This is a genomic window from Paenibacillus sp. Y568 (genome assembly GCF_059445545.1).
Genome location: NZ_JCAIUM010000009.1, coordinates 185727 through 207473 on the forward strand (window position 1 = coordinate 185727; position 21747 = coordinate 207473).

General features: G+C 41.1%; 23 protein-coding genes and 1 pseudogene. 20 read left to right on the plus strand and 4 right to left on the minus strand.

The window, feature by feature from the left end:
• The first annotated feature begins 81 nt into the window (after positions 1 to 81).
• The 6 genes from AC1D7X_RS14735 (at position 82) to AC1D7X_RS14760 (ending at position 5288) form a co-directional block, all read left to right on the plus strand.
• Positions 82 to 1005, plus strand: coding sequence for an ABC transporter ATP-binding protein (locus AC1D7X_RS14735; protein WP_495454922.1), 924 nt, complete (start codon positions 82 to 84; stop codon positions 1003 to 1005).
• Complete coding sequence (locus AC1D7X_RS14740) at positions 998 to 1690, plus strand: ABC transporter permease (RefSeq protein WP_495454923.1); 693 nt, start codon at positions 998 to 1000, stop codon at positions 1688 to 1690. The genes AC1D7X_RS14735 and AC1D7X_RS14740 overlap by 8 nt, the downstream gene beginning before the upstream one ends.
• A gap of 130 nt (positions 1691 to 1820) precedes the next feature.
• A complete protein-coding gene (locus AC1D7X_RS14745) occupies positions 1821 to 2519 on the plus strand; it encodes a response regulator transcription factor (RefSeq protein ID WP_495475517.1) in 699 nt (232 codons plus the stop codon).
• 95 nt (positions 2520 to 2614) lie between these two features.
• Positions 2615 to 3538, plus strand: a complete 924-nt coding sequence (locus tag AC1D7X_RS14750) for an ATP-binding cassette domain-containing protein (protein WP_495454925.1) — start codon at positions 2615 to 2617, stop codon at positions 3536 to 3538.
• The gene (locus AC1D7X_RS14755; protein WP_495475518.1) at positions 3531 to 4352 is read left to right on the plus strand and encodes an ABC transporter permease; all 822 of its coding nucleotides are present in this window, start codon (positions 3531 to 3533) and stop codon (positions 4350 to 4352) included. Before AC1D7X_RS14750 ends, AC1D7X_RS14755 begins: the two co-directional genes overlap by 8 nt.
• Positions 4353 to 4373: 21 nt before the next feature.
• Positions 4374 to 5288 (plus strand): sensor histidine kinase, encoded by a 915-nt coding sequence (locus AC1D7X_RS14760; RefSeq protein ID WP_495454927.1) that lies wholly within the window; start codon positions 4374 to 4376, stop codon positions 5286 to 5288.
• Between the two features lie 54 nt (positions 5289 to 5342).
• Here the strand turns inward: AC1D7X_RS14760 and AC1D7X_RS14765 are convergent, their stop codons facing one another.
• Positions 5343 to 5573: a hypothetical protein gene (locus AC1D7X_RS14765; RefSeq protein ID WP_495454928.1), complete on the minus strand. Its 231-nt coding sequence runs from the start codon at positions 5571 to 5573 to the stop codon at positions 5343 to 5345.
• A gap of 35 nt (positions 5574 to 5608) precedes the next feature.
• The gene (locus AC1D7X_RS14770) at positions 5609 to 7405 is read right to left on the minus strand and encodes an alpha/beta hydrolase family protein (RefSeq protein WP_495475519.1); all 1797 of its coding nucleotides are present in this window, start codon (positions 7403 to 7405) and stop codon (positions 5609 to 5611) included.
• A 220-nt stretch (positions 7406 to 7625) separates the two neighbouring features.
• On the opposite strand from AC1D7X_RS14770, the gene AC1D7X_RS14775 reads away from it, so the two are divergent.
• The 13 genes and pseudogenes from AC1D7X_RS14775 (at position 7626) to AC1D7X_RS14835 (ending at position 20404) form a co-directional block, all read left to right on the plus strand.
• Positions 7626 to 7913, plus strand: coding sequence for a hypothetical protein (locus tag AC1D7X_RS14775; RefSeq protein ID WP_495454930.1), 288 nt, complete (start codon positions 7626 to 7628; stop codon positions 7911 to 7913).
• 182 nt (positions 7914 to 8095) lie between these two features.
• Positions 8096 to 8530, plus strand: coding sequence for a MarR family winged helix-turn-helix transcriptional regulator (locus AC1D7X_RS14780; protein WP_495454931.1), 435 nt, complete (start codon positions 8096 to 8098; stop codon positions 8528 to 8530).
• Positions 8531 to 8564: 34 nt separating this feature from the next.
• On the plus strand, positions 8565 to 9053 hold the full coding sequence (locus tag AC1D7X_RS14785; protein ID WP_495454932.1) for a glutathione peroxidase: 489 nt from the start codon (positions 8565 to 8567) through the stop codon (positions 9051 to 9053).
• Positions 9054 to 9068: 15 nt separating this feature from the next.
• Positions 9069 to 9209 (plus strand): annotated as a pseudogene (locus tag AC1D7X_RS14790) (ABC transporter permease); the annotation flags it as partial.
• Positions 9210 to 9365: 156 nt separating this feature from the next.
• Entirely contained in the window at positions 9366 to 9584 is a 219-nt protein-coding gene (locus tag AC1D7X_RS14795) for a hypothetical protein (protein ID WP_495454933.1), read from the plus strand.
• 47 nt (positions 9585 to 9631) lie between these two features.
• Positions 9632 to 9862: a hypothetical protein gene (locus AC1D7X_RS14800; RefSeq protein WP_495475520.1), complete on the plus strand. Its 231-nt coding sequence runs from the start codon at positions 9632 to 9634 to the stop codon at positions 9860 to 9862.
• A 316-nt stretch (positions 9863 to 10178) separates the two neighbouring features.
• Positions 10179 to 11582, plus strand: a complete 1404-nt coding sequence (locus AC1D7X_RS14805) for an NAD-dependent malic enzyme (RefSeq protein ID WP_495454935.1) — start codon at positions 10179 to 10181, stop codon at positions 11580 to 11582.
• Positions 11583 to 12082: 500 nt separating this feature from the next.
• Positions 12083 to 13180: a LolA family protein gene (locus AC1D7X_RS14810; protein ID WP_495454937.1), complete on the plus strand. Its 1098-nt coding sequence runs from the start codon at positions 12083 to 12085 to the stop codon at positions 13178 to 13180.
• A 307-nt stretch (positions 13181 to 13487) separates the two neighbouring features.
• Positions 13488 to 14672: an alanine racemase gene (alr, locus tag AC1D7X_RS14815; protein WP_495454938.1), complete on the plus strand. Its 1185-nt coding sequence runs from the start codon at positions 13488 to 13490 to the stop codon at positions 14670 to 14672.
• Between the two features lie 222 nt (positions 14673 to 14894).
• Positions 14895 to 15176 (plus strand): CopG family ribbon-helix-helix protein, encoded by a 282-nt coding sequence (locus AC1D7X_RS14820; protein ID WP_068528371.1) that lies wholly within the window; start codon positions 14895 to 14897, stop codon positions 15174 to 15176.
• 3 nt (positions 15177 to 15179) lie between these two features.
• Positions 15180 to 15530 carry a type II toxin-antitoxin system PemK/MazF family toxin gene (locus tag AC1D7X_RS14825; RefSeq protein WP_068527880.1) on the plus strand — a complete coding sequence of 117 codons (351 nt, stop codon included), beginning with the start codon at positions 15180 to 15182 and terminating at the stop codon, positions 15528 to 15530.
• Between the two features lie 198 nt (positions 15531 to 15728).
• Positions 15729 to 17918 (plus strand): alpha-galactosidase, encoded by a 2190-nt coding sequence (locus tag AC1D7X_RS14830; protein ID WP_495454939.1) that lies wholly within the window; start codon positions 15729 to 15731, stop codon positions 17916 to 17918.
• A gap of 311 nt (positions 17919 to 18229) precedes the next feature.
• A complete protein-coding gene (locus AC1D7X_RS14835; protein ID WP_495455290.1) occupies positions 18230 to 20404 on the plus strand; it encodes a Tex family protein in 2175 nt (724 codons plus the stop codon).
• Positions 20405 to 20501: 97 nt separating this feature from the next.
• Here AC1D7X_RS14835 and cmpA read toward each other — a convergent pair whose 3' ends face one another.
• Both cmpA and AC1D7X_RS14845 read right to left on the minus strand, forming a co-directional pair.
• Positions 20502 to 20633 carry a cortex morphogenetic protein CmpA gene (cmpA, locus tag AC1D7X_RS14840; protein ID WP_495454940.1) on the minus strand — a complete coding sequence of 44 codons (132 nt, stop codon included), beginning with the start codon at positions 20631 to 20633 and terminating at the stop codon, positions 20502 to 20504.
• 81 nt (positions 20634 to 20714) lie between these two features.
• Complete coding sequence (locus AC1D7X_RS14845; protein ID WP_495454941.1) at positions 20715 to 21065, minus strand: hydrolase/acyltransferase; 351 nt, start codon at positions 21063 to 21065, stop codon at positions 20715 to 20717.
• Between the two features lie 162 nt (positions 21066 to 21227).
• On the opposite strand from AC1D7X_RS14845, the gene AC1D7X_RS14850 reads away from it, so the two are divergent.
• Positions 21228 to 21719, plus strand: coding sequence for a SprT family protein (locus AC1D7X_RS14850; RefSeq protein WP_495454942.1), 492 nt, complete (start codon positions 21228 to 21230; stop codon positions 21717 to 21719).
• Positions 21720 to 21747 lie beyond the last annotated feature (28 nt).

A 21747-nucleotide genomic window follows, 5' to 3' on the forward strand; every position in this document is an offset into this window, starting at 1 on the left:
GATTTCTTAAGATTTATGAAATAAAAAAGAAAAGGTTATGCTCTATTCTTTAGATAAGAACATTTGAAGGAGCCAAAAAAAATGAGTGTTATCCTAAGTACGAGTCACTTAACCAAATCATTTCAAGGGAAAGATGTTGTAACGGATGTGAGTATGAGAGTCAATCAAGGACAGATTTACGGATTTCTAGGTCCCAATGGAGCGGGTAAAACGACCGTGATGAAGATGTTACTGAACCTGGTCAAACCAACCAGTGGGGATATTGAAATGTTCGGAGAGCCTCTAACCCCATCGTCTATAGACTACTTGAAGCGGATCGGTAGCATCATTGAGTACCCAGTGTTTTATGACAAATTGACAGCACTCGAGAATCTTGAATTACACTGTGCTTATATGGGATTTTATAATAAAAAGGCGATTAAAGAAGCGTTAGAATTAGTACATTTAACGAATGTCGATCACAAATCTGTTCGAGATTTCTCTCTAGGTATGAAGCAACGGTTGGGTATTGCTAGATCCATTATCACGAAGCCGGAGCTATTAATTCTAGATGAACCCATTAATGGGCTGGATCCTGTGGGTATGAAAGACATGAGAAATGTATTCAGTATGTTGAGTAAAGAATATGGCATGACATTGTTAATCTCAAGTCATCTATTGGGAGAGATTGAACTGGTAGCGGATACGGTAGGCATTATTAAGAACGGAAGGCTGATTCAAGAGATTCCGATGGACACCATAAGAGGTCAGAATACGGACTATGTAGAACTCAAGACGCCTGATTATAAGAAGGCTACTTTCGTTCTGGAGAATAAGCTTCATATCACAAAGTTTAAGGTGATGGATAATTCAGTTATTCGTATTTACGAGACGGGTATCGCGCAATCAGATATTTCCAAAACATTGATCCTTAATGATGTTGCCATCGAATCGATTAACAAAAAAACGGCGTCGCTAGAGGAATACTTTTTAACACAAATAGAGGAGGTTGAGAAGTATGCTTAACTTGATGAAGCTTGAGTTGAAGAAGAATAAAATGGGATGGTATTTTAGAGGGGTAGTGATTGCGAACCTAAGTATCATTATATTGTTGTGCTTACTACCTTATATGGATGGGACAGAGGTAGACCCCGCCTTTACAGGTGTAACTGAAGCACTCTCAATCATTGGAACTTTCGTAAGAGTGACGTTTGTTATTTTTGCTGCTGTACTCTTTTCTAAATTAATCATTGATGAATATAAGAAGAATACCATTTCAGTACTATTCACTTACCCGATCCCACGCAAAAAAATCATTCTTGCTAAGATCCTACTCATTACGGGGATAACATTCGTCGTGATCATCGTTTCAAATGTAATTGTATCGGGGATTTTCATTGTGGTTAATAACTACGCTAACTTAGTTCCAAATGATCTATCAAATGATTGGCTAACTACAGCCTTAATCAATAATGTGGTTCAGTCGTTAGCAGCAACAGGAATGAGTTTGATCTGCTTATATTTTGGAATGAGGAAGAAATCAGTTCCAACAACGATAGTGTCATCCCTTATCATTGTTTCATTGGTTAACTCTAATAATAATGATTTCTCACTTAGTTCTATTATCGCGATTCCCCTTACGCTAGCTGTGATAGGTGTGTGCGTCGCCTACTTCACTTTCAGAAATATTGATAGAGTGGATATTGTATAAGTAGGAATCAAAAGGACCGAACTTTAGAATTAAAGTTCGGTCCTTGCTAATGAAATCATCTTAATTATTATCGACATATTATATTCTAACGGTGTAACTATAGTAGATCTATTTAAGGAGATTGAAACGTGTGCAGAAACCACTTATACATATTCTTGTAGCAGAAGATGATAATGATATAAATCTATTATTATGTAGGATGATGAGGAATAGCGGGTATCAGGTACAGCCTGTTTACTCTGGGACAGAGGCACTGTTATACCTTAATTCTCAAGAGTGGCAATTAATTTTACTTGATCTGATGCTTCCTGGATTGAATGGGGAACAGGTCATAGAACAAATCAGTGAATTGAAAGTGTCTGTGCCTATTATCGTAATCTCAGCAAAGGGCGAACAATCAACCAAAGTAGCCACTCTTCGGGCAGGTGCGGATGATTATATTACGAAGCCATTCGATGTTGAGGAAGTATCGGCAAGAGTGGACTCTCTTTTAAGAAGATATCAACGATTAGCAGAACCTTCGGAGAACCAACAGCTTACATACCACGCTGTATCATTGGACAGGGAATCGAAGCGGGTGTTCTTTAAGGACTGTGAGTTGATTCTGACGGCTAGAGAATTTGCCATTCTAGAGCTTCTAATGATGAATCCCCGTAAAGTGTTCTCAAAGGTAAATTTGTTCGAAAGTGTCTGGGGTGAAGAATATATGAATGAGGATATGAACACAGTTAATGTACATGTAAGTCATTTACGTAGCAAGCTTGCCAAGTTAGATTCGGAACGTGACTATATTGAGACGATCTGGGGCATGGGTTATCGGTTATATTAGGAATTAAACTTAAGGTTTTCTTAATAGTTTTCTTAAACGTTTCTTATGCTTTAGTTAATAGAATAAGGTTATCACATGAGAAGGGTGCTGTAGCCATGAGTGAATATGTATTGAGAACCAAACAAATCAGCAAAAGATATAAGTCAGATTATGCGCTTACCCAAGTTGATTTGACGATAAAAAAAGGCGATATTTATGGATTCATCGGACAAAACGGGGCAGGAAAGTCCACGTTACTTCGGATCGTGACTGGGCTTGCAAAGCCGAGTGACGGAGAATTAGAATTGTTCGGAACCAGTGATGATCAGGGATTGGTTGAAGCAAGGAAACGTATTGGAGCTATTGTCGAGACGCCAGCATTGTTCTTACACATGACGGCTGAACAGAATCTAGAAGTCTGTCGTCTCCAGAAAGGAATTCCAGGTAAAGAATGTATCCAACGGACACTATCTCTAGTGGGACTTGATAAGACCGGTCGTAAGAAAGTAAAGAACTTCTCGTTAGGGATGAAACAAAGATTGGGGTTAGCAATTGCTCTTCTGGGTGATCCTGAGTTTCTTATTCTTGATGAACCCACGAACGGACTTGATCCAATGGGGATTGTTGAATTACGAGACCTATTAAAAAAGCTTAATCGAGAACGGGAAATGACTGTATTTATCTCAAGTCATATTCTAGAAGAGCTTCATCAATTGGCTACCACCTATGGCATCATTCACAATGGGCAACTACTAGAGCAAATAACTGCGACAGAACTAAATAATCATTTGCGTAAATTTTTGCTTATCAAGGTAAATGACGTTGAAAGAGCAGTTGCCGTGATGGAGAGGGATCTTGGGACCACGAACTTTGAGGTTATGCAAGATGGCATGATTCAGTTGTATGACTATCTTCATGAGGGTGGAAATATTTCTAAGTTACTTATAGACAATGGCATTCTCGTTGAGCAACTTACACCGATAAGCGATAACTTGGAGAGTTATTTCACGAGATTGATCGGGGGTGAACCTGTTGCGTAATTTGATGAGAGCAGAGTTTTATAAGTTGAAGCATAACAGGACATTTTGGGTCCTTTTTCTGCTTATGGCATTATGGGGGATTCTGTATGCTACATTAATTGCCTTATCTTCAAAGGGGTTGATTGCTCTTGATATTACCGGGGGATTAATGGTTGCGGGGCCTGACGAGGGACCGAAATATATTGAGACAGGTATGGCAACTTTTTTGATTACCATACGATCAGCAAGCAATCCTATATTTCTCTCCCTATTACTTGGCATATTTGCAGGGTTCTTTATATCGAATGAATATAAGACAGGTGTTATTAAGAATGTGATGAGTTGTGGTAGACGGCGTGTAGATATATTTATTTCAAAATGTGTCGTGTTTTTCTTCGGTGTCATTGTGATGTGGCTGATATTCCCCTTGATATCGGGTGGGGGAGCGATGGTAGCTAATGGGTTCAACCAAGCAAGTGATGGCATAACGTGGATGCTTATCGTTAGATTCCTTGGCTTAGCCTTAGTACAACTTGCAGCATTCTCTGCCCTTCTCGTGTTTATAGGTGTTATGGTGGAAGAGAGTGGTAAGGCGATCATTTTATCTATTGGAATCATTACAGGGGTAACTTTACTTTTCGTCATATTAGGGAATTCCTTTAACGTAATTCGTAGCATTTATGAATATACGATACTATATCAGATGTTCGGTGTTGTGTTTGACCCTACGCTCACAACATCAGAGATTGTCCGCTGTTTATGTGTAGGATTCGTTACGATGATTGTGTTTATTTTTGGAGGAATAGGGGCATTTGGTCGCAAAGAAGTGAAATAGTTAAATAGGGGGTGGGCATTCATGCTAGTCTTTAACGTGGTAACTTTACTCGTACTTGGGTGGATGTTCACTCGCTGGCTTTTTTTGAAAAAGGATATTAGAAATGTGACTGCTCAGCTTACACATTATCGAGGTTCTGACTCTTTAAAAAAAGTTGATGTATCTCTTATAGATCCAGATATGGAACAGCTCATTGTGGAAGTCAATCTGCTGATGGATACAATCAGTCAAGTGAAGGCGGATCAGAGACGTACTGAACAAGAATTGAAACAGGCGATTGCCAACATTTCGCATGATCTACGAACCCCGCTCACATCCATTCTTGGATATTTACAGTTATTGAATGGGCAGGATTTAACGATGGAAGAAAGAATGGACTATCAAGGTGTTGCCATCCGACGTGGGAACAGGTTGAGGACTCTTCTAAACGATTTCTTTGAGTTGTCTGTGATAGAGTCTGTTGATTATGAACTATCACTATCACTCGAACAAGTGAGTATGAATGATCTAGTCATAGAGACTTTACTAGGATTTTATGATTCTTTTACTGAACAGAACAGGGTGCCATTCGTCAGCTTGCCAGAGGATGCTCTCTATGTTATCGCAGATGAATCTGCTATTAAGCGAGTGATAGAGAATTTAATAAATAATGCTATATCACATAGTGAAGGTAACGTGTCTATCTTTCTTGAACGACGCGAACAACATGTTAGACTCGTTATTTCTAACGAAGTAGATATGCCAATCGACACGAGCATGATCTTCGATCGGTTCTACACGGCAGATCAGATTCGGGCAGGTCGGGGGAAGGGGCTTGGACTCTCGATCACAAAGAGTTTGATGGAGAAAATGAGAGGGTCCATTAGAGCTGAATGTGAGAATGGGGAGATTAGAATAATATGCGAATGGATGGAGTATTCACCCCCATCGTTCTAATAAAAAAGAGGCGTCCCAGTCATTTATGACTTAAGGGACAGCCTCTTTTACTGTTTATGATGCGCAGCCTGCGCATTCTACGTAATTATCACCAACGGCTTTAGATATGCTAAGGAGTTGTCCCATTTCAATATCTTCCATGGAAGTAAACTCATAATCATATGCCGTTTCCAAAGCAAGCTCAGAAGCCTTTTCTTTGCTATCGGCAAATACGCTAATTTGTTCTTCATTCCCTGTAGATATGACTTTATATGCAAAAGTATAACGTAGTATTTCGTTGTCCATGTAGTTCACCTCCTCAACTATTGTACACTTTTATGTTAATAACGGTATAGCCCCACATCATCTAAAGTGATTTTACTAGGCCCATGATTGAAATTCAGTGTGATTCTATTGATTAGAGCTGGGTTGAAGTTCGTATTGATCTCTTGAATCTCTTCGAAAGGTAATTCAACCGTCTGTAGTATAGCTTTCTCTGGAAGATCATATTTCCCATTATCAAAATACTTCTCAAGCCATTCACTTCTAGTGAATTGAGGGACAACCATCGGTTGCAAGTCCATGAATTGAGATAGGGGGAGGGTTACTGATTCACCATCACTTGTCTCTACCTCGATGTCCAAGTCTAGAGGAATATCACGCTGTTCTAGCACATCCTCTAAATTGTCTTCTCTAATCTCCTCTAGATCCGCAATTGTTCCTTGGTCTGCAATCGATAAGGCTAACCCGTCAGCTTCAGCAAATTCATCTTTGATATCCTCATCGTCCCACGTTAGTGAGTAGGATAATTCTTGATCTTTCTGATCGGTATTCTCCAAGAGAACTCTTTTATTCTGTGGAACACTAGATTCTTCCTTCCATCGTAACCCATCACTTGCGTTAGCTGTCCCATCCTGTAACACAGTGGTTCGATCATCATCTTCATCAAATTGAGCTAGGGCCGTGAATGTAGCATCCTCGAATCGGTTGTAATAGATAGAGTTAGGTAGCCAATCCAGTCCTGTACGATAATCACGAAACAACGGTTCGTAGTCATCTGAACCATGTAGGACAGTTTCGAGAAAAGAGGAAATATACACCTTAGCAATTTCCCTTTGATCTGACCCGCGCATCATTTGATTTCGGTTAAGGAATAACCCTTTCGGCAAGCTTGTGTCCAATCCACCCCATGACGTATTGAACTGGGAATGGTTTGCATTAGGGATGTGAAGATAAGTTTTAAATCCTTCGTCATGGGATGAGAAGCTAGTTCGAGCATACTGACGTTCTCCGAAATATTCATTCAGATCCCCATCTCGTGCTCCTTGAAGAACCATATAGCTAACATTGCGAAGTTTCGCTTGCATCCCATCAACTTTGGAATCTGTGGGTGCGAGAGCGACTACAGCCTTGATTGAAAAGGTCTTATTCTTAAGATCTATCTTAAGATCCGAATCGGATAGAAACCATTTGTTCGCATCTGCAGCCATCGCAGCGGCTTGTCCTCCTCGAGAATGCCCAATCAGAGCAATTTGATCTAGATTGACATTGTTGTAGAAGGGAGAATCAGATTGTTCAGAGAACGACTCAATCTGTTGTAGATGCTTGAGAAGCAGCCAAGCACGGATTTTTATATCATTATTAGGTATATTCGACCATACGGAATAGTTTAGAAAGTTCTCATCTACCGAAATAGCAATGAATCCTCTACTAGCTAGCAATTCCCCAATATAACCATATCCTGCATCGGAGTAATCTTCCATTAAGTGATTTCCATGAACCATGAGCACGAGTGGAAATGGTCCTTCACCTGTAGGCATCCAGACTCTCCCGTTTACAGGAAGTGACTTTTGGTTAAATCCCCAGAAGAGAGTGCGTAGCCGCGGCCATTTATCAATATAAGAAGAGGCATCTACGGATAACGATTGGAGTGCAACATTAGAATTATACTCATGTCTGTGTAGATCACTACCGCTCCCGTACGTGAAATATTTAGTAGCGTATACTCCTGGATCAGCTGGACTCGATAGGGAAATGGTAGAAACCTTGTCGTCCGATATAGGTTGCACTAGGGTGATATCTGATTTTCCGTGAGAGAAGATACCGATAGCGATACCTGACAAGATGCAAAGTGTCATTGTGAATACCCATTTGGTGACTTTCTTTATATGACAGCTAGTAACAAGTGCTATCCAATATCCTAGAACTACACCTAGGAAAGTGAGGGTTATGGACATGATTATCGATGGAACTATGCCAGACCCCGGAATCCAGAACATGAAATAAAAAGCGATTAAATTAAATAAAACCCCACCTGCGTATAGACGTGGAATAGGAATGCGTAGAAGCGAGAGTAGCATGGCAAGTAAGATCGCTGAGCATACGAATCCTAATGTGCCTATAGTGATACATATCAACATATTAAGTGTAGTGCTTAATCCAGTAGGTATGCTAAGCGATGTAATAGCGAACATAAAACAAGATGATGTCCAAACACCACTTTGTGCGATCCTCCAAAAGGGTGTGTCCAAAGCGGTGGGTGACTTGATTCTTAGCTTCATGCGTGAGCGAAATGAAGGTTTCAATGGTGTATATATCGTAGTTTCGAGTTCCATGGGGTCTCCCTATAAAATTCAAGTAGAATAAAGTAATTTAACCCTATCATTGTACCATGCGCATGACCAAGCTGGGTTGTTAATTATTGAAATTTAAGGGAGGAATAATAATACACACTTTACATCGTACGCGATGTAATTAATAATATATATATCGTACACGATGTAATGCGATTTGTAGTGTAATTCAAATTTAGATTTAGGTGTGATTTTGTGGACAAACCGTCAAAACTCGATCAACAAATATGCTTTGAGGTATACAAAGCAGCTGGTAATTTCTCGAAATTATATGCACGTACGTTAGAACCATTTGATTTAACATTTACGCAGTACCTCGTATTGCTAGCTCTTTGGGAAGAAGATCGTCTGCTTATAAAGGATATTGGTATTCGGTTGGAACTTGGAATAGGGACGTTAAATCCCCTTATTACTCGAATGGAGGATCGAGGTTGGATCATTAAACAACCGTCAGAGACTGACAAAAGAGCAACGATTATTTCGTTGACAGAGAAGGCAAAGGTCAATGGGAAACCGATTGAAGAAGCCATTATTGAGAAAATTACCAGCTGTAATTTTATGGATCTAAATGCTGAATTGGTTATGGAAAATCTAAAAAGTTTGAATGCTTTTTTGGGAAAATTAGTGTGATTGTCTAAATTGATCATTGAAGGAGTGATTGGAAATGGGTATATACGATATTATCGTAACGAGATCCAATGGGTCAGAATATCAGTTGAAAGAATATCAAGGGAAACCGATGTTGATTGTTAATACAGCGACTAAATGTGGGTTGAGCAACCAATTTGATGGATTAGAAAAGCTATATGATAAATATAAAGAAGAAGGATTAGTTGTACTTGGATTTCCTTCGAATCAATTCCGTCAAGAACTTAGTAATGGGGAAGAAGCTGAACAATCTTGCCGAATGAGCTATGGTGTTACTTTCCCTATGCATGACATGGTGAAGGTGAATGGCAAAGATGCGCATCCCATATTTGATTATTTGACTAGTAACAGTAAAGGATTTCTAATGAAAAGTATTAAATGGAACTTCACGAAGTTCCTGGTTGATGGAGAAGGAAATGTTGTGGGAAGATACGCTCCAACCGATAGTACAGAATCTTTGGAGAAAGATATTCAGAAAGTACTCAATGATTTCAAGACACAATAATTAGGATGTGAAGAGATGTTTTTAGCTTGGAATGAGATAAAGAAGAATAAATTACGCTTTATCATGATCATGGGTATATTGATGCTCGTGTCTTACTTAGTGTTCTTTCTATCAGGATTAGCTACGGGATTGCAAAGTCTGAATAGGGAATCTATCATTTTTCTCCGAGAGGACTCCCACTTCTATAAGTAGTGAGGTGAATCGGCGACCTCCTGAATAATTCCACAAGATGTTCTTCCCTTCTTATATCTTAAGAGGTACAATAAAGGTAGAACATACATTCGCATTACGCGACTGTAAAGGGGTGAATCTTTGTCAGATTCAAAGTCAATGTACAGAACCCATCAAGTGTGGATTAAACCAGGTCATCACTTGTTTGCGTACCTCGATCAAGCATGTCAGGATGCCAAGAATCTGTATAACACGACCAATTTTTACATCCGACAGATCGTTACCGCTTTTGGGAAGAATGAGCCTCTTCAGCCGTTGCAACAGGAAGTTCTGGACACGCTGGCGTCCTCGTTATCCTGACCGAAGAGGCGTATACCTCGAAAGCTAGCTTCCAAGATCTAGACCCATTGCCGAGTTATGGCGAAAAGGGGACATGGACCTTCTCAGGCAAACGGATGTATCGCGGTCTGTATAAGAATTGTAAGGGCTTAGTACATGCCGATGTAAACGGCGCAGCCAATATTATGCGAAAAGTATTCCCAAACGTATCCGCCATAGGAGCGAATGGGATAGAGGGGTTGGATGGTAACCAGACCATCAACGTGTCAACTCCACTGGTGTTAAGCATCCTGAATTAAGTTGGATGATACATCAGAAACCCCCACTTCAGCCAAAGCGACAGCGTTGGTAAGTGGCGGGAGTATCATTGATAAATGGAACGCGAACAGATATGTAATACTTACAATATATGAATAATTAGTAGAAACGCACCCATAGAATAGTCATTGGATAAACTTCTGGTTTGTCTGATGAAATTCGGAGGGTGCTTTTTTTATGACTCTCTCATTGAATTTAGTAATAGGATTGTTCAACTATTTTAAATATTGTATATTGTGTGTACAACGTTATTTGGAAAATGATTACACTACTGATATGGGAGAGGAGATTTAACCAATGGCACAGACGAGTATTATCGTTAGGTTAGAATTGGATCATGACCAAGTTAGCTTCGGGGATGTTGCCGCAGTTGTGAGTAAGGCAGGCGGTGATATCACGTCAATTGACGTCATAAGTTCAGGTAAAGGATCATCCATACGAGACATAACAGTAGACGCAGGGGATCATAGTGAAGCCATCATCGTCGAGTCTTTAAAAAAGCTAAGTGGTATTAAGTTAATTAACGTATCTGATCGTACTTTTCTAGTTCACCTTGGCGGCAAAATCGTCATCCAACCGACGCTCCCGATTAAGAATCGCGAGGATTTATCGCAAGTTTACACACCTGGCGTAGCCAAAGTATGTAAAGCTATTCATGAAGATCCGAAAAAAGCTTATTCGTTAACGATTAAACGGAATACGGTGGCTGTGATTACGGATGGAACAGCTGTATTAGGGCTTGGCGATATTGGTCCTTATGCAGCAGCACCTGTCATGGAAGGGAAGGCCATGTTGTTCAAACAGCTAGCGGGTGTAGATGCATTTCCTCTATGTCTGGATACGAGCGATACCGAAGAAATTATTCGAACTATCAAAGCGGTTAGTCCGATATTTGGCGGTATTAACCTTGAAGATATCAGCTCACCTCGTTGTTTTGAAATTGAGCAAAGACTAACCGAGGAATTGGGTATTCCAATCTTCCACGACGATCAACATGGAACTGCCGTGGTTGTAATCGCTGGATTGTTAAATGCGCTGAAGATCGTTAATAAACGGGTTAACCAGGTTCGCATCGTCGTTAACGGGATCGGAGCTGCGGGTGTATCCATATGTAAAATGCTATTAGATGCAGGTGTTACACGGCTTGTGCCAGTGGATAAGGAAGGCGCTATCGTCCATGGCGAGAAGTACGATCATCCCATGTGGCAGTGGTTAGCAGATCAGCCACAAGTGGAGAGTGAATCTGGTTCATTAAAAGATGTTATCCGCGGAGCAGATGTCTTTATCGGCGTGTCACGTGGCGGTGTGTTAAATGGAGAAGACGTTCAGAATATGAATGAGCGATCCATTGTATTCGCATTAGCTAACCCAGAGCCTGAGATAAATCCGGATGAAGCCCTTAAGCATGTAACGGTCTTTGCAACTGGGCGAAGCGACTATCCGAATCAAATCAATAATGTACTTGTATTTCCAGGATTATTCCGAGGCGCACTTGATTGCCGAGCCAAAAGAATCAATGAACCCATGAAATTAGCGGCTGCTCGTGCCATCGCCTCTGTTGTAACAGAAAACGAATTAAACGAACAATATATTATCCCGAGCATCTTCAACGAGCAAGTTGTTCCAGCCGTACGTAAAGCCATTATTGAAGCAGCCATCTTAACGGGTGTGGCAAGACGTATTCCGCCTGATTTTAGATAAAGTTATTGAGAGCGTTATCAATTGGAAACGGGATTCACAATAAAACATCTAGAGAATTATAACGGTCATCTGATCGTTGAAATGGTGAAGAATTAGCTGGTCATTCTCACCATCAAAGCGGTAATCAGGAAGCTCAGGGATGAGCTTCTTTTTTGTGATGAAATGACAGTGCAGTATCCGAGTGAAGACGTATAATCGATTAACGGCAGCTTTCAGACCGTTATTGACACTACTTATCATCCTCGGAACGGCTTGTTTGTTTGCGATCAGAGAGAGCCACGTAACTTCTAGAGTATTTAGCAACAAATAGATCGTATAGTCGTGCTTCCAAGCTCACGGAGGTAGCCTACACCCGCATGTAACAAGACTCCAACAGCTGTCATATCTGCAACGTCTTAGATCTAATCTCAAGCTTGTCATGCTAGTCTGCATATTGTGACCAAGTCCCTCATAGACATGTACTAATCAATTCAATACATGTGGAAAAAGGGGATGATGTCATGCGCCGGTATGTATGGGTGCTCGCTATGGTATTATGTGTGACAGTCGTGTTGGCTGGTTGTGGTGGAAAGAAGGATGCCACTTCCGTAGTCAAAGACTTGAACAACGTAATCGACAAGTTGCAAAGTAAGGACGGTTCTTATCAAGGAAAAGGTGTTATGACATTGTACACAGGTGAGAAGCCTCAGGAGTATGATGTAGAGGTATGGTATCAGAATCCTTCGTACTATCGTATTAGCTTGAAGAATGCTCAGAAGGATATCACTCAAATCGTTCTACGTAATGATGATGGCGTGTTCGTTCTTACGCCAAGCCTCAATAAGAGCTTTAGATTCCAAAGTGATTGGCCAGAGAATCAAGGGCAGGTGTATTTGTATCAGACCCTGGTCCGCGGCATCCTTACGGATAACACTCGTCAATTCGTAGATGACAAAGATAGTTATGTGTTTGATGTAGTAGCCAATTATCACAGTCAATCTCTTGTACGACAAAAGATTTGGCTGAATAAAGATAGTTATGCACCGAAACAGGTACAAGTGTCCGATTCCGAAGCGAATGTCGTTGTGGAAGTGAAATTTAATGAGTTTGCATTCAATACTAAATTCGAAAAAGATTCATTCGATATGCAGCGTAACATGACAGCAATGGATCAACCTTCTGTAGGTACATTAGCTGAAGTAGATGAATTTGGGAATGCGATTGTGACAGATCTATCCGGTGAATCGCAGGTTGAGCCTGTCATTGTTGAGAAGGAGTTAGGTAGCTTCGGTGTCATTGAGCCGGGGTATAGTCCAGAGGGCGTTTCTCTAAATTATTCGAATAATATAGCTAATAGCAAAGATCACGCGGTCGTATTACGATATGACGGTACGTATCAATATACGATTATGGAAGCCCGCCCCTTAGATCGAGCAGTCTCGCTTGCTCCAGGAGAAGTGATAGATCTAGGGTTTACTGTAGGGTTACTAACAGGGGATGAACAGCGGACATTGAAATGGATGGATAATGGAATTGAGTTCCGAATTACGAGTGCTAATCTGCCAAATAGCGAAATGATGAATATTGCAGCGTCTTTAGCTGAACAAACGGGTAAATAATAATTGTAGACGGAATCCGTTATTGATGGGGAACTCTCCCTCTACGATAACGAATTCCGTCTTTTCTTTAAAATATAAGAATTTATAAGTATTTCTACTTATAAATAGGCTTATGTTTCAACGCTAGACGTTTCTTCGTCATTAAAAGGACGACGAGATCGTTTATGCTAGTCTGCTGTGGTTATGGGGAATAATGACTAGTAAAAGATGGCTTGCGAACAATTGACAGACGCCTTCCAGAACATTACCATTAGGTAAATACAAACATCAATGATGATTGCTCAAACTTCAGAGAAGGTGACTGGAATTGCAAGTAAACTATCGACCTACAATCGCGGAAATTAATTTGAACCATTTGCGTTCGAATTATCAAGCCTTCCGCTCAGCACTACCACAAGAAATGATGATATTAGCTTGCGTAAAGGCCAATGCTTATGGACATGGCGCGGTGAGAGTAGCTCAAGAAATGGAGAGAATGGGTGCTGATTATCTTAGTGTTGCTTTCTTAGATGAAGCGTTAGAACTTCGTCAGGCAGGAATAGAACTCCCCATTTTAATTCTGGGCTATACTCCACCTGAAGCAATTCAGATCGCATGGGAAAATGACATTACGATAACACTTTTTTCTCAGGAAGTACTTGAGGCTATTATCCAATTGCCTGTGCAAAGTGTTGTTAAACCTTTAAAAGTACACATCAAGATCGACAGTGGAATGGGACGACTTGGACTATTACCTGGGGAAGAGGCACTTTCTTTTATAGAGAAAGCTTGTTCCATTCAAGGAATTCAAGTTGAGGGAATGTTCACTCATTACGCCAAGGCAGATGAAGAAGATAAAAGCTATACACTGGAACAATACCGACGGTTTCGATCTGTTGCTGATGCACTAGAGGAGAGGGGCTGTAATATCCCTATTATACATACGGGAAACAGTGCGACTGCTATTGATATGCCACTTATTTCTCATAATATGGTGCGTATAGGCATTAGCCTATATGGGCTCTATCCGACAGATGAAGTGAATTGTCAGAAGATTGTACTGAACCCGATCATGACGCTGAAGACGAAAATAGTCTTTGTTAAGACGCTCCCTCCTCAGTGGGGAGTTAGCTACGGAAGCAGATATGTGACGGAAGATAATGAAATGATTGCAACACTTCCAATCGGTTATGCTGATGGATATTCCCGTATGCTAAGTGGTAAAGCAGAAGTGCTGATCCGCGGACGCCGGATTCCTGTCATCGGAACAATCTGTATGGACCAGTGTATGGTGTCACTACAATCGTTGGGTAAGGAAGCACAAGAAATCCAAGTGGGTGAAGAGGTTGTACTCATCGGCCAACAATCTGGTGAATGTATCAGCACAGATGAGTTGGCATCCAAGCTAGGTACCATCCATTACGAACTGATCTGTATTTTATCCTCAAGAGTTCCACGCTACTATATGTTAGATGGAGTCCTTCAACATATCGTCAACCCCTTATTACGGTAGGAGATCTGATATCAGATGTTTTTTTATGGTAACAATGGAAAAGGGACAGGATCTAAATTAAATTAAGCCTAGTGATTGTCTTACTAAAATGCTGATTGTAGTTTATAATGGAATGTAGCATACATGATATACGATCGGCATATATATTCATTTGTATAAAATTCCTTAAAAAAAGCTATACTGGTGCTCAGGTGATAAGGTGTTGTGGGGGTGGAAGAGAAGGTGGCTAATTTGCAGAACACGAAGAGAATTATGATCAGTTTACCAGATCATCTTTTGCAGGAAGTGGATGGGATCGTTGCGCTGGAGAATTCCAATCGTAGTGAACTCATTAGGCAAGCCATGAAACTGTATTTGACAGAACGGAAGAAGAGATATATCCGTGAGTCTATGCAACGTGGTTACATGGAAATGGCAAAGATTAATTTGACTATGGCGTCTGAGGCTTTCCACGCAGAGGAAGATGCAGACAGCACTCTAGGCCGCTCAGTAAGCGGGGTGTAAACATTGATTGTTAAACGCGGTGATGTATTTTTCGCGGACCTTTCACCTGTGGTTGGCTCTGAACAGGGAGGGGTGAGGCCGGTTTTGATCATCCAGAATGACATCGGTAACCGTTTCAGCCCTACGGTCATTGTAGCGGCGATTACCGCGCAGATCCAAAAGGCGAAACTTCCTACCCATGTGGAGATTGATGCAATCTCCCATGGATTTGACAGGGATTCTGTTATTTTGCTGGAACAAGTACGGACGATTGACAAACAAAGACTAACAGATAAGATCACTCATCTTGACGAGGAAACCATGAAGAAAGTAGATGAAGCTCTGCTCATCTCTTTAAGTTTAATCGATTTTTAAAGATGACTACGAATGATATAGGGACTACAAGGCGCACCTACGGTGCGTCTTTTTTTCAAGATTTACTTCCGTATTGCTATATTGTCGTTAGGTCATATCTCCATATTCCCATATTGCCTTCAGGCTATATTAAAGTATGATTGTAAGCATAACCATTTGAAGATATGATACATTTATCAGCTTAAGGGGAGGACACAAATGAGCATCTATATTGATCAAGATAAGCAATTATTTCATTTGCAAACAGCCAGTGCTAGTTATGTGTTTCAAGTATTACCTTCAGGATATTTAGCGCACCTTTATTATGGTAAGAAACTACGTGCAGGAGACCTAAGTTGGTTACTCGTAAGAACAGAACGTGCTTCGTTCAGCCCGAATCCAGTGGCTGAGGATCGTACGATCTCTTTTGATACACTCCCGCAAGAACTACCTGTATACGGTACGAGCGATTTCCGCCACCCGTTATTACAATGTCGTCTTAGCAATGGATCAATGATTACTGAATTTACATATTGCACCCACCGTGTGGAACGTGGAAAACCTCGTTTAGAAGGACTACCCGCAACATATGTTGAAGGAGAACACGAAGCAGAGACCTTAGTGGTTGAGCTAGAAGATAAGGTATCAGGCCTACGTATTGAATTGCAGTATACGGCATTTGAACAATATGATGTCATTACTCGCTCTATGGTTATCATCAACGAGGGTAAAGAATCTGTACAATTGCTACGAGTGCTTAGCGCCAGTGTAGACTTCCCTCACGCAGATTACGAATGGCTACAGTTATCTGGAGCTTGGACTAGAGAGCGGGATATTGTACGTCGCCCATTAACTTATGGGATGCAGAGCGTAGAGAGTCGTCGTGGTTCTAGTAGTCATCAACAGAATCCATTCGCAGCATTATTATCTCCAGGAAGCGATGAAGATCATGGTGAAGTATTTGGGTTCAGCTTAGTGTACAGTGGGAGCTTTATTGCACAGGCTGAAGTGGATCAGTTCAGAACAACGCGTCTTTCTATAGGAATTAATCCTTTTGAATTTAACTGGACACTAGAATCGGGACAATCCTTTCAGACGCCTGAAGTCGTTATGGTGTATTCAGCTGATGGCCTTGGAGGAATGTCGCATAAGTATCATACGTTGTATCGTGAGAGGTTGGCACGTGGCAAATATCGTGATGCGGAACGACCTGTACTCGTAAATAACTGGGAAGCTACCTATTTCCAATTTAATGCAGACAAGATAGAGGATATTGCAAAAGCAGGCCAAGAACTTGGTATCGAACTATTCGTTCTTGACGATGGTTGGTTCGGCCACCGTGATAGCGATAATTCGTCGTTAGGCGACTGGATTGTAGATAAGAATAAGCTTCCTAATGGACTTGAAGACTTAGTAAGTAGAGTAACGGATCAAGGGATGCGCTTCGGGCTATGGTTCGAACCTGAGATGGTGTCGCCGGACAGTGATCTGTATCGTAAACATCCGGATTGGTGTCTGCATGTACCTGATCGTCGTCGTACAGAAGGAAGACAACAACTCATACTCGACTTCTCGCGCCGAGATGTACAAGATGAGATTGTACGGATGCTCAGTGATATTCTGAAAAGTGCCCCGATTACTTACGTGAAATGGGATATGAATCGTAACATGACGGAGATTGGTTCTGCTTTGTTACCTCCTGAGAGACAGCAGGAGACCGCACACCGTTATATGTTGGGGTTATATGATGTGATGGAGCGTATTACATCAACCTTCCCTGAAATCTTGTTTGAGAGTTGTTCAGGAGGTGGCGGTCGATTCGATCCGGGTATGCTGTATTATATGCCGCAAACATGGACAAGCGATAATACGGATGCCGTATCACGTCTGAGGATTCAATATGGCACAAGCCTTGTGTATCCGATTAGTTCGATGGGTTCGCATATCTCTGATGTTCCTAATCATCAGGTAGGGCGTACAACACCGCTAGAGATGCGTGGACTTGTTGCGATGTCAGGGAACTTCGGATATGAACTAGATTTAACGAAATTTAGTGATGAAGAGAAAGAGACAGTGAAGCAACAGATCTCCCTGTATAAAGAGATTCGTAGCTTGGTACAGTTCGGACACTTCTACCGCTTGCTCAGTCCTTTCGAGGGAAATGAGACGGCTTGGATGTTTGTATCGCCAGATGGAAACGAAGTAGCTGTATTCTACTTCCGCGTCTTATCCGAATCGAATGCTCCGCTGAATCGCTTGAAATTAAAGGGATTAGATCCTAATGCAGATTATCGTCTAATGGGTGAATCTCAGATTTTTAGTGGCGATGCTATGATGTATGCAGGTATTTCGGTTGGCATGCAGCCAGGAGATTACCACAGCGAGTTCTTTAGATTCAAGAGAGTGTGAAGATTGTTTCAATAATGTTGAAGACGCGTAACCTAAGAAATATTTCTAAATAAAGAAAAGGTATCTCCTTTGGAAGAGAGCATCAGATGGGCTAACATTAGCTAGTCAGACTCTAAACCATGGAGAATACCTTTTTTTTCTGATTATACTTTGACCGTTTTCTCGGTTATATAACGGGGATTATTTTCGTTGATTATACCCTCCGCTGGAAAAATGACTGAAAGTTTGTGATAATATGATACATACCGTATTTGGAAAGAGGGATACCATTGTTAGAGAATGAAGCAGTTGTAGAGATAAATGAAGTTGAGATGAAAGCGGAAGAACAAGAACGCATTGTTAAACAAACCGCTAAAGAATTAAATATCTCCTTGAAGCAAGTTCGTACAACGGTTGGATTGCTAGATGAGGGGAATACCATTCCATTTATCGCTCGTTATCGTAAAGAGATGACAGGAGAGTTGGATGAGAATCAACTAAGAGATATTGAAGAACGAGTTGGCTACTTGCGGAACTTGGAAGAGCGTAAACGAGAAGTCATCCGAATTATAAATGAACAAGGTAAACTTACTGTTGAATTAAAAGCATCGATTGTACAAGCGGTCAAACTACAAGAAGTGGAAGATTTGTATCGTCCATATCGCCAAAAGCGCAAAACCCGTGCGAGTATGGCAAAGGAAAAAGGTTTGGAGCCTTTGGCGAACTGGATATGGGATCAGCCCAAGCAGGGGGATTTAACTGCAGAGGCAGCAACCTATGTGGATGCTGAGAAAGGTGTTGATACACCTGAGGATGCGATTCAAGGAGCCATGGACATCCTTGCTGAGAATATCGCAGATGAAGCCGTGGTACGTGCATGGGTACGTCGATATACGATGGATCATGGCATGTTAGTGTCGGAAGCGAAAGATACTGAACAAGAATCCGTATACGAGAACTACTATAGTTACAAAGAATTGGCTAAGAAGATGCCTCCTCACCGTATTCTAGCGATTAATCGTGGAGAACGAGAGAATATCCTGAAGGTAGGACTCGAAGTACCGATTGAATCCATTCATACTTTTATGGGTACAAAGGTGATTAAGCATGAATCTATCGTGAAAAAAGTGCTTGAATCTGTTATTGAAGATGCATACAAGCGTCTTATTGCATCCTCTATTGAGCGGGAGATTCGTGCAGAATTGACGGAGAAAGGTGAGAATCAAGCGATCTCTATCTTCTCTGGCAACTTGCGTAGTTTGCTCTTGCAGGCGCCTGTGAAGGGACGTTGCGTATTAGGTGTGGATCCTGCCTTCCGTACAGGGTGTAAGCTAGCAGTAGTAGATGATACAGGTAAACTTCTTGAAGTGGCGGTTACCTATCCGACTGCTCCACATCACAAAACGAAGGAAGCAACGGAGAAATTCCAAGAATTGATTACTAAATATCAGATTCAGTTGATCGTTATTGGGAACGGTACGGCTTCTAGAGAGACAGAACAATTTGTCGCTGAAGTTATTAGTGATCTACATGATAAAGAACTAGCCTATCTTATTGTTAATGAAGCTGGAGCAAGTGTGTATTCTGCTTCTAAGTTAGCTGCAGAGGAGTTCCCTGATCTAGATGTAGCTGAGCGTAGTGCTGTATCCATTGCTCGCCGTATTCAAGATCCATTAGCAGAGTTGGTTAAGATCGAACCCAAAGCCATTGGTGTCGGTCAGTATCAACATGATGTTAGCCCGAAACATTTGGAAGAGAGCCTTAAGGCAGTTGTTGAATCAGCAGTTAACCATGTTGGCGTAGATGTAAATACGGCTTCGCCATCGTTATTGTCATATGTAGCAGGTGTGAACGCGACAATAGCCAAGAATATTGTGAAGTATCGGGAGGAGAACGGAAAGTTTCTTTCCCGTAAACAATTGCAAAAAGTTCCACGTTTAGGAGCGAAAACGTACGAGCAATGTATTGGATTTATGAGAATTTCAGAAGGTAAGGATTTGTTAGATAGTACTCCTATCCATCCCGAATCTTATACCGTTGTAGGTCGTATCTTCAGTGAATTAAATCTGGAGCTTGAGAAATTGGGAAGCCAAGAACTTAGCCAGATCTTAGAACAACAAGATGTTGAGAACTTAGCTACCAAGTTGGATGTTGGTGTACCTACGTTACGTGATATTATGGAAAGCTTACAACGTCCAGGACGCGATCCACGTGAAGAGCTTCCACTTCCGATCTTCCGTACAGATGTATTGAAGATGGAAGATTTAACGCCGGGTATGGAAATGCAAGGTACGGTTCGTAATGTCATTGACTTCGGTGCCTTCGTGGATATCGGAATTAAGAATGATGGCCTAGTACACATCTCACAGTTAAGCAACGGTTATGTGAAGCATCCAATGGATATTGTCTCTGTCGGAGATAATGTGACGGTATGGGTTCTAAATATAGATGAGAAAAAGGGTCGTGTGGGACTTACCATGAGAAACCCTCGGAAAGATCAGAACTAATAACCTGATTCATCCATCAATAATATACAAAAGCTTCGCCCCCTTATTACGAAGGGAGGCGAAGCTTTTGTATACAAACTGATAAGGATGATGTTATTTATGAAGATCGACTACTGTTATTATCCGGAGTATTGCGATAGAAAAACCAACATTCATTAAGCAGTTTAATCTGACGGCGGTCACCTTTACTGAAAGCACGCATTAATTGGTTGCTTAGCCACTGCGGCAAGGGTATCTCCTCCTCTTGCAATTCCATCTGTATTCTTAACATATGGAAGAGAAGCCCGTCATGTGCAGGTTTACATATAATCTATTGCAATTCCTCTTCGTACCACTGTTCGAGTTGAGCTTGTAGTGCACGAATCTCTGTGAGTAGCGATATAATAGGGTAGCTTGTCTCATCAATAGACGCAAAAGATTGCTCTAATTCATTGATATAATCTAACCCGCCGTGTATTTTATGTTGTTCTTGCAAAAGATCTAGACCATCACATTCAGCAATGGCTAAGGGTAATGTTGGAACATCTAGTGCTGTCAGTTTGTCGATCTCTTTGTTGAGTCGCAAGTTAAGGGCACTTAACTGATAAGCATAGTCTGCAGGCATCTCGACGAACTGAAGTTCCTGCTGTTTCTGTAAAATAACGTATCTCATTTGTGGCATAGCTTGTAGGAATCCCCCTTTATAACATGGTTTAGTTAAGTGTTGCTGCTGCTATATTAATTCTTTCTATCGGTATACTTGACAGTGTAGCCTAAGGTGAAGTTAAAATTCAAGTAGATAGATTGAATTAAAAGATACATAGAAAGGAAACGAATACGTTCAATGAAAGAAAACATGAGTAATGAGGAATTGCAGGCATGGGTAGAGGATATTTCAATTCGAAGTTTCGGGGTGCCATTTCAACATCAAGCTATGTTTAATGGTCGATTATCTTCTACAGGTGGGCGATATTTCCTAAAAGGACATAACATAGAGATTAATCCTCATCAACTCGATAACTTTGGTAACGAAGAAGTGGAGAAAATCATTAAACATGAATTATGCCATTATCATCTTCATCTGAGAGGCAGAGGGTACCGACACCGTGATGCTGAGTTCAAGCAATTGTTGAAGCGAGTAGGTGGGAGTAGATTCTGTCAGACCCTACCAGGAGCCAAGGCGAGAAAACCCCAGGCATACAAATATAAGCTGACTTGCAGTCAATGTGGCATGGAGTATCTTCGTAAACGCAAGGTTGATCCTAACCGTTACCGATGTGGGAAATGCAGTGGGAAATTACGATTAGTTCATCTTGACTCTAATATCCAGGGATGATATATTAATGAAAGTAATTGTAATTACT